The 13,721-nt window shown below is 62.0% G+C and carries 8 protein-coding genes; 7 read left to right on the top strand and 1 reads right to left on the bottom strand.

The window, feature by feature from the left end:
• Positions 1 to 2: 2 nt before the first annotated feature.
• Positions 3 to 1,346 (top strand): HlyD family type I secretion periplasmic adaptor subunit, encoded by a 1,344-nt coding sequence (locus ACI5GA_RS07635; protein ID WP_421422426.1) that lies wholly within the window; start codon positions 3 to 5, stop codon positions 1,344 to 1,346.
• Positions 1,347 to 1,577: 231 nt separating this feature from the next.
• Here the strand turns inward: ACI5GA_RS07635 and pap are convergent, their stop codons facing one another.
• A complete protein-coding gene (gene pap, locus ACI5GA_RS07640; protein ID WP_404631458.1) occupies positions 1,578 to 3,077 on the bottom strand; it encodes a polyphosphate:AMP phosphotransferase in 1,500 nt (499 codons plus the stop codon).
• A 167-nt stretch (positions 3,078 to 3,244) separates the two neighbouring features.
• Between pap and mnmC the strand changes: the two genes are divergently transcribed.
• The 6 genes from mnmC (at position 3,245) to ngg (ending at position 13,654) form a co-directional block, all read left to right on the top strand.
• Positions 3,245 to 5,221, top strand: a complete 1,977-nt coding sequence (mnmC, locus tag ACI5GA_RS07645) for a bifunctional tRNA (5-methylaminomethyl-2-thiouridine)(34)-methyltransferase MnmD/FAD-dependent 5-carboxymethylaminomethyl-2-thiouridine(34) oxidoreductase MnmC (protein ID WP_421425451.1) — start codon at positions 3,245 to 3,247, stop codon at positions 5,219 to 5,221.
• Positions 5,222 to 5,550: 329 nt separating this feature from the next.
• Positions 5,551 to 6,219, top strand: coding sequence for an ABC transporter ATP-binding protein (locus ACI5GA_RS07650; RefSeq protein ID WP_404631462.1), 669 nt, complete (start codon positions 5,551 to 5,553; stop codon positions 6,217 to 6,219).
• Entirely contained in the window at positions 6,219 to 8,699 is a 2,481-nt protein-coding gene (locus tag ACI5GA_RS07655) for an ABC transporter permease (protein WP_404631464.1), read from the top strand. Before ACI5GA_RS07650 ends, ACI5GA_RS07655 begins: the two co-directional genes overlap by 1 nt.
• Positions 8,689 to 9,774 carry a lipocalin-like domain-containing protein gene (locus ACI5GA_RS07660; protein WP_404631466.1) on the top strand — a complete coding sequence of 362 codons (1,086 nt, stop codon included), beginning with the start codon at positions 8,689 to 8,691 and terminating at the stop codon, positions 9,772 to 9,774. Before ACI5GA_RS07655 ends, ACI5GA_RS07660 begins: the two co-directional genes overlap by 11 nt.
• Positions 9,775 to 10,129: 355 nt before the next feature.
• The gene (locus tag ACI5GA_RS07665) at positions 10,130 to 11,902 is read left to right on the top strand and encodes an N-acetylglutaminylglutamine amidotransferase (RefSeq protein ID WP_421422427.1); all 1,773 of its coding nucleotides are present in this window, start codon (positions 10,130 to 10,132) and stop codon (positions 11,900 to 11,902) included.
• Positions 11,903 to 11,905: 3 nt separating this feature from the next.
• The gene (ngg, locus tag ACI5GA_RS07670; RefSeq protein WP_421422428.1) at positions 11,906 to 13,654 is read left to right on the top strand and encodes an N-acetylglutaminylglutamine synthetase; all 1,749 of its coding nucleotides are present in this window, start codon (positions 11,906 to 11,908) and stop codon (positions 13,652 to 13,654) included.
• Positions 13,655 to 13,721: the final 67 nt, after the last annotated feature.

Genomic DNA, 13,721 nt, shown 5'->3' on the forward strand with positions numbered 1-13,721 from the left:
CCATGACTTCCGCTCAGCGCTATTTTCACCCTGGCCGTCAGGTCGATACCGAGTTCATGCCTGAAGTCGCAGGCGTCGCCGCACAAGACTCATCCCGAGGTTCGCGCATCACCGTGTGGATCGCCGCTGCGCTGATCATCAGCGCACTGGTCTGGGCCAAATTCGCCGTATTGCAGGAAGTGACCATGGGCGAAGGCAAGGCCATTCCGTCGAGCAAGGTGCAGGTGATCCAAAACCTTGAGGGCGGCATCGTCACCGAGATTTTCGTGCGTGAAGGCCAGATCGTGAACAAGGGCGACACCCTGCTGCGCCTCGACGACACCCGCTTTCTGTCGAACAAGGGCGAAAGCGAAGTCGACAAATACACCTTGATGGCCCAAGTGGATCGGCTGTCGGCGGAGTCCGAAGGCCGTCCCTTCAAACCCTCTGCCGAAATGCTGAGCAAGGCGCCGCAAGTGGCCGCCGATGAACAGGCGCTGTACGACTCCCGTCAGCGTCGTTTGGCCAGCGAACAGCGCACTTTGCAGGAACAGCTGCGACAGAAGACCCAGGAAGTCGCCGAGTTCCGCTCCAAGCAGGATCAGTACCGCAATCAACTGGGCTTCATTCAGCAGGAGCTGAGCATGTCGGCGCCGCTGGTGAACAGTGGTGCAGTGTCCCCGGTGGAGATCATTCGCCTAAAGGGTAAAGCGTCTGAAGCACGGGGCCAGATGGACGCGACGGCGTTGGCCATTCCGCGTGCCGAAGCGGCGATCAGCGAGATCAAGAGCAAGATCCAGGAATCCCTCGACAGCTTCCGCTCGGATGCCGCGAAGGACCTCAACGACAAACGCGCCGATCTGGCCAAGGCCAGCGCCACCAGCATCGCCATCGACGACCGCGTAACACGCACCACCGTCACTTCGCCGGTCAAGGGCATCGTCAAAACGCTCAAGGTCAACACCATCGGCGGCGTGGTTCAGCCCGGCAGCGACATGGTGGAAATCGTGCCGCTGGACGACAACTTGCTGATCGAGGCCAAAGTTCGCCCGCAGGACGTGGCATTTTTGCACCCAGGCCAGAAAGCCATGGTCAAGTTCAGTGCCTACGACTACACCATCTACGGCGGGCTGCCCGCGAAACTGGAACTGATCGGCGCGGACACCACCACCGATGACAAGGGCAACACCTTCTATTTGATTCAGGTGCGCACCGACAAAAACCACCTGGGCAGCGATGAGAAACCGTTGTTGATCATTCCGGGGATGGTGGCGACGGTGGACATTATTACGGGTGAGAAAAGCGTGATGGACTACCTGCTCAAGCCGGTACTCAAGGCGCGGACCGAGGCACTGCGGGAAAGATAAAATCCCGGATTGATGATAGCCCCCTGTGGGAGCCGGTTTTGCTGACGACTGCGTGGGGGTCAGCCACATGAATGTTGTATGGCACGCCGCTTTCGCCACCAAGGCGGCTCCCACAAAGATCGTGCCGAATCCAAATCTTGTGTTAGACGATCAATCTGTGGGGGCCGCTTTGGTGGCGAAGGCGGTGGGTCAGGCAACACACTCGCCTCCTGGAGAGAAAGTGCTCAGTCGCTACTTCTTCTTGTCCCCCTTCTCAAACGCTGCCTGCAACGCATCGTTGATCGTGCGCAGCACCTTCACCCGCGCCCAGCGCTTGTCGTTGGCTTCCACCAGCGTCCATGGGGCGATTTCGGTGCTGGTGCGATCGACCATGTCGCCCACCGCCTCGCGGTATTGCGGCCATTTGCTGCGATTGCGCCAGTCATCATCGGTGATCTTGTAGCGCTTGAAAGGGATCTTTTCCCGGGCCTTGAAGCGTTCCAGTTGAGTCTTGTCATCAATGGCCAGCCAGAACTTCACCACCACCACGCCCGCGTCGGTGAGCTGCTCTTCAAAGTCGTTGATCTCGCCATAGGCCCGCAGCCAGTCCGCCTCGGAACAAAAACCCTCGACCCGCTCCACCAATACCCGGCCATACCACGAACGATCGAACACGGTGAATTTGCCCCGCGCCGGGATCTGCCGCCAGAAGCGCCACAAGTACGGTTGCGCCAGTTCATCCTGACTGGGCGCCGCAATCGGCACGATGTGGTACTGCCGAGGATCGAGCGCCCCCGCCACGCGCTTGATCGCCCCACCCTTGCCCGCCGCGTCATTGCCTTCGAACACCGCCACCAACGCATGACGACGCATGCGCTTGTCGCGCATCAGCCCGGACAACCTCGCCTGCTGGGCAATCAACTGTTCTTCGTAATCGTCCTTTTCCAGCGACAGGGTCATGTCCAGATTATCGAGCAGGCTCAGTTCATCGGTGTTGCTCGGTAACGGCCCGATGTTGACCAGGTTGCCATTGCCTTCCGGGGTCGTGAGGGCATTCTGCAAACCCTCCAGCAGCAGACGGCCAACCGTGAGGCTGCGGTAGTTGGGGTCCACGCCTTCGATCACATGCCACGGCGCATAGTCGCGGCTGGTGCGGCGCAGTACGCGCTCACCAAAGCGCACGAACTTGTCGTAAGTCCGCGATTGCTGCCAGTCCAGCGGGCTGATGCGCCAACTGTGCAGCGGGTCGTCCTTGAGGGTCTTGAGGCGCAGCTTCATCTGTTTTTTGGACAGGTGAAACCAGAATTTGAAGATCACCGCGCCCTCGTCGACCAGCATCTTTTCCAATCGCTCGGCAGCGTTGATGGCCTGGTCCAGCACCGGGTCCTTGAACTGCTTGTGCACCCGCCCCTGAATCATCTGGCTGTACCAGTTGCCAAAAAACACGCCGATCCTGCCCTTGGGCGGGAGTTGTCGCCAGTAGCGCCAGACAGGCGGATGGGCCAGTTCTTCATCGGTTTGCTGATCGAAAGTGCGCACCTCGATAAAGCGCGGGTCCATCCAGTCGTTGAGCAGTTTGACCGTCTCGCCCTTGCCCGCGCCTTCGATACCATTGATCAGTACGATGATCTGGCGTTTGCCTTGCTGGTGCAGCTCGTATTGGGCTTCGAGCAAGGCTTCGCGCAGTGCGGGGACCGCAGCGTCGTAGGTTTTGTCGTCGATGGCGTGGCCGATTTCAGCGGATTCGAACATGTACAACTCCCTGGGACTTATCGCTCAAGACTAGCGGATCGATGAGGGCAATGTGGGCTATGACAACGAATCCCTGGCATGGATCAATCGATGCGCTGCAACTCGGCACGGGCGCTGCGTTAAGATGGCGGCCTCGCACCTGCCACAGCGCCTTGCATCGTTCGATCATGACCACCATCCAGCACGCCCAGCTCGACTGGGACGAAAACGGCAACCCGATTTCCCGGGCCTTTGCCGACGTCTACTTTTCCAACGAATCGGGGCTGGCCGAGACGCGCCATGTGTTCCTGACCCAGAACGACCTTGAGGCACGCTTTACGGCGCTGCCTGCGGACGGGCGTTTGATCATCGGCGAAACCGGCTTTGGCACCGGGCTGAATTTTCTCTGCGCCTGGCAGTTGTTCGAAGCCTGCGCGACACCCGGCGCGCGGCTGCAATTCGTCAGCGTCGAGAAGTTTCCTCTGAGCTACGCCGATCTTGAACGGGCCTTGAGCCTGTGGCCGGAGCTGAAGGCATTGGCCGATCAACTGCTCACGCAATACGTGGCGATTCACGAAGGCTTTCAGCGGCTGATGTTCGATGGCGGCCGGGTCACGCTGACGCTGATGATCGGCGATGCGCTGGAGATGCTGCCGCAACTGGACGGGCAGATCGATGCGTGGTTTCTCGACGGTTTCGCCCCTTCGAAAAACCCGGAAATGTGGACCCCGGAACTGTTCGCTGAACTGGCTCGCCTGGCCGCGCCCGGTTCGACCATCGGCACGTTCACCAGCACCGGCTGGGTGCGTCGCGCGCTGAATGCGGCGGGGTTCAAGATGAAGCGCGTGCCGGGGATCGGCCACAAGTGGGAGGTGTTGAGAGGGGCGTTCATTGGCTGGCCTGAAGAGACGCCTGCCCCGGCCCCAATGAAGCCGTGGTTTGCGCGACCTCGCCTGGCGAATACGACGCGCAAGGCGCTGGTCATCGGCGCAGGGCTGGCGGGTTGTGCGACAGCCGCGAGTCTCGCCGCTCGTGGTTGGCAGGTCAGCTTGCTGGAGCGTCATGACGCTGTGGCGCAGGAGGCGTCGGGCAATCCGCAGGGCGTGCTGTACCTCAAACTGTCGGCCCACGGCACCGCGCTGTCGCAGTTGATCCTCAGCGGTTTCGGCCACACCCGTCGGCTGCTGGAGCGGCTGGAACGAGGTGTCGATTGGGGCGATTGCGGCGTGCTGCAACTGGCCTTCGATGACAAGGAGCGCGAGCGGCAGGCGCAACTGGCGGGGGCGTTTTCCCCGGCGTTGCTGCATGTGCTGGATCGGTCTGAAGCTGAGCGCAGAGCAGGTGTCACGCTGAACAGCGGCGGGCTTTTTTACCCCGAAGGCGGCTGGGTGCACCCGCCTGCGTTGTGCCGACATCAAGCGAGTGCATCGAACATTCGCCTGATGCCGCACACCGATGTGGTCGAACTGCGGCGCGAAGGCGATGTATGGCAAGCATGGGATGGCGAGCAATTGATCGACTCAGCGCCTGTCGTGATTCTGGCCGGGGCGGCAGAGGTCAAGCGCTTTCCGGCCAGCGCCGAATTGCCGCTCAAGCGCATTCGCGGGCAGATCACCCGGCTGGCTGAAACTCAGGCCAGTCAATCGTTGAGCACCGTGGTCTGTGCAGAGGGCTACGTTGCGCCGGGTCGTCTGGGCGAACACACCTTGGGTGCCAGTTTCGAATTCAACAGCGACGACCTGACGCCCACCACTGCCGAGCACTTGGGCAACCTGGACTTACTGCGGGAAATCTCCCAGGACCTGACCGAGCGTTTGCAAGCCGATCAGGTGCCTGTCGAACAGCTCGAAGGCCGCGCCGCCTTTCGCTGCACCAGCCCGGACTACCTGCCTATCGTTGGGCCGTTGGCGGATCGTGAGGCGTTTTCGGAGACTTACGCGATCCTGAGCAAAGACGCCCGGCAAGTGCCCGACCTCCCCTGCCCGTGGCTGGACGGTCTGTACGTCAACAGCGGTCACGGCTCACGCGGGCTAATCACCGCGCCGTTGTCGGGCGAATTGATCGCAGCGTGGCTGGATAACGAACCGCTGCCGCTGCCCAGAAGCGTGGCCGAGGCCTGTCACCCGAACCGGTTTGTGCTGCGGCAGTTGATTCGTGGGAAGTGAGTGCTTGATGCTGGCACTGAGCCCGACTGAATCCGGGGAGGGATTTTGATCCTGATCACTGGCCTGACGCAAACCGGGGGCGGCTTTTGATTCTGGGCGCAGCCCGTAGGAGCCTTGCTTGCAAGCGATCTGCCGCGTAGCGGCAGTAAAACCAAACGCCCGCGTCGTTTCAGGCACACCGCATTGGTAGGGTTTACTGCCGCTACGCGGCAGATCGCTTGGCAGAAGCAGAGATGCGCATGGCCAAGATGTCGCGGAGGATGCAGACCGTACAACTCTCCCGGACAACCCGGTATCCTCCCCCCCATCCTCCTTTCAGGTGCATGTCGATGCTGCAAGTCCAAGGCGTGTTCAAGAGCTATGCGACGGCCCAAGGCCCGCTGGCGGTATTACAGGGGGTGGATGTGCAATTGGGCCAAGGCGAAAGCCTGGCGCTGATGGGCGAATCCGGGAGCGGCAAGAGCACGCTGCTGCATCTGGTGGCCGGGCTGGATCAAGTGGACGCAGGCACCATCGAGATCGCCGGGCAGCGTCTGGACACCATGACCGAGGCACAACTGGCCAACTGGCGGCGTACGGCAATCGGTCTGGTGTTTCAGCAGTTCAACCTGATCGGCAGCCTCAAGGTCGAGGATAACCTCGCCTTTCAAGCGCGCCTCGCCGGGCGCTTCGACCCTGAGTGGCAGGCCGAACTGGTCCATCGCCTGGGCCTGGGCGCCTTACTCAAGCGCTACCCCGAACAACTCTCCGGCGGCCAGCAACAACGGGTCGCTATCGGACGCGCGCTCGCCTCTCGTCCCGGTCTTTTGCTGGCAGACGAGCCCACCGGCAACCTCGACGAAAACACCAGCGATGAAGTGCTGCAACTCTTGCTCGACCTGTTGGCAGACAGCCCCACCAGCCTGCTGATGGTCACTCACAGCCCCCGGATCGCGGCGCGTCTGGACCGCCAGGCGGTGTTGCACCTGGGCCGTCTGGCGACTGAAGGCGAACGCTGATGCCGGTCTTTTTCTGGACACTCAAAGCCCTGCTCAGCCACTGGCGGCGCCACCCGGTGCAATTTTTCAGCGTGCTGACCGGCCTGTGGCTGGCCACCAGCCTGCTGACGGGCGTGCAGGCCCTGAACAGTCAGGCGCGGGAAAGCTACGCCAAGGCCAGCCAGTTGATCGGCGGTGAGCCACAGAAAGTGCTGGTGGCGCCGAACGGTGCCAATTATTCGCAAGAACTGTTCGTCAGCCTGCGCCGTGCGGGCTGGCCCGTCTCGCCTGCGCTGCGCGGCCGGGTGACGTTGGCGGACCGTCCCGATCAGCGTCTGATCATGCTCGGTATCGAGCCGGTGACCCTGCCCGCCAACACCGCGTTGGCCGGGCAGACACTGAACACCGAACAGCTCGTGCAATTTTTCACCCCGCCAGGCAGCACCTGGATCTCGCCGCAGACGATGCAAGCTCTCGGCCTGCATGAAGGCGAGCAGCCGCAAACCGATGCTGGCCAGGCCCTGCCACCCTTGCGCGCACAGGCTGACATGGCCCCCGGTCTGCTGCTGGTGGACATCGGCTTTGCCCAGCGAATTCTCAATCAGCCCGACCAGATCTCGCGCATGATCCTGCCCAAGGATTTCGCCGAAGACCCGCCGCCCCTGCCCGACGACATGAAAGGCGAACTGGTGATTCGCAAGAGCGGCGAAGACAACGACCTGGGGCGCCTGACCGAAAGCTTTCACCTGAACCTCGATGCGTTGGGCTTCCTGTCGTTCGTGGTGGGCCTGTTCATCGTTCACGCTGCGATTGGGCTGGCGCTGGAGCAGCGACGTGGATTGCTGCGCAACCTACGGGCCTGTGGCGTCAGTGCGCGTGGGCTGATCACGAGCCTGATCGTCGAACTGGGCGTGCTGGCCTTGCTCGGCGGAATCGCCGGGGTCGTCAGCGGTTACTGGCTGGCGAGCATCTTGTTGCCGGATGTGGCCGCCAGCTTGCGTGGCCTGTATGGCGCGGAAGTGGCCGGACATCTGAACCTGAGCATCGGCTGGTGGCTGAGCGGTCTTGGCGTCGCCTTGCTCGGCGCCTTTCTCGCCGGGGCCAGCAGTCTGTTGCGCGCCGCGCGCCTGCCGTTGCTGGCACTGGCCAACGAACAAGCCTGGCACGACACTCACGCACGCTGGCTGAAGCGCCAGGGCTGGATCGCCGGGGTTTCTGCCGCCGTCGCCCTGCTCGCCGCACTGTTCGGCAACAGCCTGACGATGGGCTTCGTGCTGATGGCCAGCCTGTTGCTCAGCGCTGCACTGGGCCTGCCGGTGCTGCTCAATGCCTTGCTCAATGCCTTGCTGGGCCACAGCCGCTCGGTGCTGGGCCAGTGGTTTCTTGCGGACTGTCGTCAGCAGTTACCGGCGCTGAGTCTGGCGCTGATGGCCCTGTTACTGGCGATGGCGGCGAACATCGGCGCGGGCAGCATGACCTCGGGTTTCCGTCAGACCTTCACGCATTGGCTGGAACAACGCCTGAGTGCCGAGCTGTACATCAACCCGCAGAACGCCGCGCAGGCCGCGCCCTTGCAAAAATGGCTGAGTGAACAGCCGCTGACGTCTGCCGTGCTGCCCAACTGGCAAGTCTCGCTGCAACTGCACGGCTGGCCCGCCGAACTGTATGGGGTGATCGATCATCCGCATTATCGCCAGCACTGGCCACTGCTCGAATCGTCAGGAGACGACGCTTGGGGCCAATTGGCCAAGGACGACACGCTGATGCTCAGCGAGCAGTTGGCACGACGCCTCGATGTCAGCGTCGGCGATGAAGTGACGTTACCCGCCCCGGATGGCGACTGGCGTTTGCGTGTAGTGGGCATCTACGCCGATTACGGCAATCCCAAGGGCCACATGCTGGTCAACGCCAATCACCTGCTGGAGCACTGGCCGGATCTGGCGCCGAACCGCTTCAACCTGCGCATCGACACCCGCGCCATCCCGCAATTGCTGCGGGTGTTGCACAACAAATTCACCATCGACGACAACCGCATCGTCGACCAGATCCAGCTCAAGGCCTGGTCGCGACAAGTGTTCGAACGCACCTTTGCCGCGACCGCCGCGCTCAACAGCCTGACGTTGATGGTGGCGGGCGTGGCGCTGTTCATCAGCCTGTTGACGCAAAGTCAGAGCCGTCTGGGGCAACTGGCGCCGCTGTGGGCGTTGGGGGTCACGCGCAGGCAGTTGATGCTGCTGAACCTGGCGCAAACCTGGCTGTTGGCGGTGCTGACGCTGGTGCTGGCAATCCCTCTGGGCTTGCTGCTGGCGTGGTGTCTGGATGCGGTGATCAACGTGCAGGCGTTTGGTTGGCGGCTGCCCACACAGGTGTTCCCGCTGCAGTTGTTGCGTTTGATGTTGCTGGCAATGCTGGCCACGTTGTTGGCGTCGGCCTGGCCGTTGTATCGGCTGTATCGCACCCGCCCTGCCGATTTATTGAGGACCTTTGCCAATGAACGCTAAGGCGCTGGTTCTGGTTTTGATGACGCTGTTGCTGAGCGCTTGCGACAAGCCTGAAGAGGAGAAAGGCTTCGCAGGCCTGGCCGACGATGCTGCAAGCTACGCGCAGGTCACGCCAGGCACCCCGCTGATGTTTCCAAGGGATCATGGCGCGCACAACGATTTCCGCATTGAGTGGTGGTACGTCACCGCCAACCTCAAGGACGCCGACGGCCAGTCGTTCGGCGTGCAGTGGACGCTGTTTCGCAATGCCCTGCCTCGCTCTGCGTCCGCCCCCGAAGACAACCACGGCTGGAGCAACCGCAACCTGTGGATGGGCCATGCGGCGGTGACCTCCGCCGACGAACATTACGCTGCCGAACGTTACGCCCGAGGCGGCGTGGGTCAGGCCGGTGTCACCCTCGCCCCGTTCACGGCGTGGATCGATGACTGGGTGTTAGGCAGCCATGCCAGCGTCGAAAACCCGCTGACCGACATGCAATTGCACGCCCGTGGCCCTCAGTTCAACTACAGCCTGCACCTGACATCGAGCAAGCCGTTGGTGCTGCAAGGCAAACAGGGATTCAGCCAGAAATCCGAGCAAGGCCAGGCGTCGTATTACTACAGCCAGCCGTTCTTTCAGGCTGACGGCAGTATCGAGATCGATGGCAAGGCGTACCAGGTTTCAGGCCCTGCGTGGCTGGACCGGGAATGGAGCAGCCAGCCGCTGACGGAAAACCAGACCGGCTGGGACTGGTTCTCGCTGCACCTCAAAGACGGAGCGGACGTGATGCTCTATCGCATGCGACAGAAGGATGGCGAGCCTTATCTGACGGGCACGTGGATTAACGCCGATGGCAGCACTGAGTTGCTTGCCGCCCGCGACATCGAGCTGACGCCAGAAGACACCACCGAGGTCGACGGCCGTGACATGCCTACCCGCTGGACAGTGAAAATCCCCGGCAAGGGCGTGAACGTCTCGGTTGAAGCGCTCAATCCGCTGGCGTGGATGGATTTGCAGATTCCGTATTGGGAGGGGCCGGTGCAGATCAGCGGGAGCCAGCAAGGTGTGGGGTATCTGGAGATGACGGGGTACTAGCCCATCACGCAAACCCCGCTAATCCTGCTTCTGCCCGCAGGACGTAGGGGTCCATGGCTGCTGACCCACCGCATTCGCCACCAAGGCGGCTCCCACAAGGACCGTGCCGAATCCCACATCGTGTGTACGACGTTGAACCCGTGGGAGCCGGCTTGCTGGCGAATGCGGAGCACCTGATACGCATAAGCCGACACTGCAATCACCGGCAAGCCATGCTGCTACAGAGGTGCGCGTGCTACTCAACCGATCGCATTTATAACTTTTAGTTCTAAAACTCTCACATCCCCCACCGGTCAGTCTTTGGGTAGCCGGACTTCCCCGGCCACATTCCCCAACGGAAAACCGGTAAGGACTTATGTGCGGATTAGCTGGAGAGTTACGTTTCGACAACCAACCTGCGGACCTCGCCGCAGTAGAACGCATCACCCATCATCTGGCCCCTCGCGGCCCGGATGCCTGGGGCTTCCATAGTCAGGGGCCGGTTGCCCTTGGCCATCGGCGCTTGAAAATCATGGACCTGTCCGACGGTTCGGCGCAGCCCATGATTGACAGCCACCTGGGCCTGTCGCTGGCCTTCAACGGCGCGATTTATAACTTTCCGGAATTGCGCGCCGAACTGGAAAGCCTCGGTTATCAATTCCATTCCGGCGGTGACACCGAGGTGCTGCTCAAGGGCTATCACGCCTGGGGCGCCGACCTGCTGCCTAAACTGAACGGCATGTTCGCCTTCGCCATCTGGGAGCGCGACAACAAAAGCCTGTTCATTGCCCGCGACCGTCTGGGCGTCAAGCCGCTGTACCTGTCGCTCACCGAAAAGCGTCTGCGCTTCGCCTCGACCCTGCCCGCCCTGCTCAAAGGCGGCGACATCAGCCCGATGCTCGACCCGGTGGCGCTGAACCACTATTTGAATTTCCACGCCGTGGTCCCGGCCCCGCGCACCTTGCTGGCAGGCGTCGAGAAGATTCCGCCTGCCACCTGGATGCGTGTGAGCGCTGATGGCGAGGTCGAGCAGAAGGTCTGGTGGACGCTGCCATACGGCCCTCGTGCCGATGAGCAGCATCTGACCCTCGAAGACTGGCGCGACCGCGTGCTCGACAGCACCCGCGAAGCCGTGGCCATTCGTCAACGCGCCGCTGTCGATGTCGGCGTATTGCTCTCGGGTGGCGTCGATTCCAGCATGCTCGTCGGCCTGCTGCGCGAGGTCGGCGTGAAAGACCTGTCGACTTTCTCCATCGGCTTTCAGGACGCCGGTGGCGAGCGTGGTGACGAGTTCCAGTATTCGGACCTCATCGCCAAGCATTACGGCACGAACCATCATCAATTGCGTATCAAGGAAAGCGAAATCATCGAGCAGTTGCCTGCTGCGTTTCGCGCCATGAGCGAGCCGATGGTCAGCCACGACTGCATCGCTTTCTACCTGCTGTCCCGCGAAGTGGCCAAGCACTGCAAAGTGGTGCAAAGCGGTCAGGGCGCGGACGAGCTGTTCGCCGGGTATCACTGGTATCCACACGTCGATGGCGCCAGCGACCCGTATGCGGCGTATCGCGATGCGTTTTTCGACCGCAGTTATCAGGAATACGCCGACACCGTGGCGCCTAAATGGCTGACCGCCAATGACGCTGCCGGTGACTTCGTGCGCGAACATTTCGCCACGCCGGGCGCCGATGCAGGCGTTGATAAAGCGTTGCGTCTGGACAGCACGGTGATGCTGGTGGACGACCCGGTCAAACGCGTCGACAACATGACCATGGCCTGGGGCCTGGAAGCGCGTACCCCGTTTCTCGATTACCGCCTCGTCGAGCTGTCCGCTCGCGTACCGGCGCGCTTCAAGTTGCCGGATGGCGGTAAACAAGTGCTCAAGGAAGCGGCGCGTCTGGTGATTCCATCGCAAGTCATCGACCGCAAAAAGGGCTACTTCCCGGTACCCGGTTTGAAGCACCTCGAAGGCGACACACTGAACTGGGTACGCGATCTGCTGATCGATCCCAGCCAGGATCGCGGCCTGTTCAATCCCGCCGCGCTCGACAAGCTGTTGACCAACCCCGACGGTCAATTGACCCCGCTGCGTGGCTCCAAGCTGTGGCAGCTCGCGGCCCTGAACCTGTGGCTCAGCGAACAAGGACTGTGACCGATGAAAGCCAATGCTTCGATATACAACCAGCGTCTGCTGCGCGGCCAGGCGCCGTCTTATGAGCGCTTGCAGGCGCGCTTCGCCGAAGACGGCAGCACGCCGGACGATGCGCCGCTGGCGCTGCACTGCGGCTGGGGCCGACTGCTGATCGGTCACACCTACCCTGACCCGGCCGCGCTGGCCAACGATCTGCTCAACGAGAAGCCCGGCGAGCGCGACATCGCGCTGTACGTAGCCGCCCCGCAGCAGGTCCTGGCGCAGGCGCCCCAGCAGTTGTTCCTCGATCCGTCAGACACTTTGCGTCTGTGGTTCACCGACTATCGCCCGTCCCAGCGTGTGTTTCGTGGCTTTCGCATCCGTCGCGCGCAGAGCCAGGCGGACTGGGAGGCGATCAACCATCTGTACATCGCCCGCGGCATGTTGCCCATCGATCCCACCCTACTGACCCCGCGTCATCAGGGCGGTCCGGTGTACTGGATTGCCGAGGATGAGAGCAGCAATGCGGTGATCGGCAGCGTCATGGGCCTCAATCATCAGAAAGCATTCAATGACCCGGAAAACGGAAGCAGCCTGTGGTGCCTGGCGGTGGACCCGCAATGCACCCGCCCCGGCGTGGGCGAAGTGCTGGTGCGCCATTTGGTCGAGCATTTTCAAAGCCGGGGTTTGGGCTACCTGGACCTCTCCGTGCTGCACGACAACCAACAGGCGAAAAACCTTTATAACAAGTTGGGTTTTCGCAACCTGCCGACCTTCGCCATCAAGCGCAAGAACGGCATCAACGAGCGGCTGTTTCTCGGCCCCGGCCCGCAGGCGGACTTCAATCCCTACGCGCGGATCATCGTCGAGGAAGCCCATCGTCGCGGCATTGACGTACAGGTCGATGACGCCGAAGCAGGCCTGTTCACCCTCATTCACGGCGGTCGCCGCATTCGTTGCCGCGAATCTCTAAGCGACCTGACCACCGCCGTCAGCATGACGCTGTGCCAGGACAAGCGCCTGACCAACAAGGTGCTCAAAGCCGCCGGACTTCATTTGCCGGTTCAGCAACTGGCAGGCAACGGCGATGACAATCTGGCATTTCTGGACGAGCACGAACGCGTGGTGGTCAAGCCGGTGGATGGCGAGCAGGGCCAAGGCGTGGCGGTCGATCTGCGCACCATCGAGGACGTTCAGGCGGCGGTCGAGCGTGCTCGTCAGTTCGATTCGCGGGTGCTGTTGGAAAGTTTTCACGAAGGGCTCGATCTGCGCGTCGTCGTCATCGGTTTTGATGTGGTAGCGGCGGCCATTCGACGTCCGGCAGAGATTCGCGGCGATGGTCGGCACACCGTGGGCCAGCTGATCGAAGCGCAGAGCCGTCGACGTGCCGCCGCTACCGGGGGCGAGAGCAAAATCCCGATGGACGATGAGACCCGTCGCACGGTCGAAGACGCAGGGTTTACCTTCGACAGCGTATTGCCTTCGGGGGAATGTCTGGCGGTGCGTCGCACGGCCAACCTGCACACTGGCGGTTGTCTGGAAGACGTGACCGCGATTCTGCACCCGGTGTTGAAAGACGCCGCCATCCGCGCCGCCCGCGCCCTCGACATCCCCGTCGTCGGGCTGGACCTGATGGTGCCTGCTGCCGACCAGCCGGAATACGTGTTCATCGAAGCCAACGAACGCTGCGGACTGGCCAACCATGAGCCACAACCGACTGCCGAACGTTTTGTCGATCTGTTGTTTCCCCTTAGCCTGCCCGCTCACGGCTAGGCACACATTATCCCTGTAGGAGTGAGCTTGCTCGCGATTGCGTTGTATTAGCCAACAGATGTATCGC

This window comes from Pseudomonas sp. Pseu.R1 (assembly GCF_045764065.1).
GTDB lineage: Bacteria > Pseudomonadota > Gammaproteobacteria > Pseudomonadales > Pseudomonadaceae > Aquipseudomonas.